Here is a 313-nt window from a genome sequence, read left to right on the forward strand (position 1 = left end):
TTTACACCCCCCCGCCGCATTCCGACATTTCTTTGGGTCTCGGGGGCTGGCATTTGTTTATAAGAGACTGGGCCCGCGGGGCGGGCGGGGGGGGGCGGGGGGGGCGCCCCCACCCTTCTCGCCGTCCGTTCGGTTCGTCGCTGCCAGGTCGTCCACAGGCACGAGCCTAACCGGAGACGAGGTTCCACCCGGTGTCGGTGCTGTCGGTGTTGGGGGGGGGGGGGGGCCCCCCCCCCCCCCCCCCGCGCTCCCCCACCCACCCCCACAGGAGAGCTCAGAGTGTAAGAAGGGGAGAGAAGATGATTGGGGTAGA

This window comes from Kitasatospora sp. NPDC059088 (genome assembly GCF_042738155.1).
Taxonomy (GTDB): domain Bacteria; phylum Actinomycetota; class Actinomycetes; order Streptomycetales; family Streptomycetaceae; genus Kitasatospora.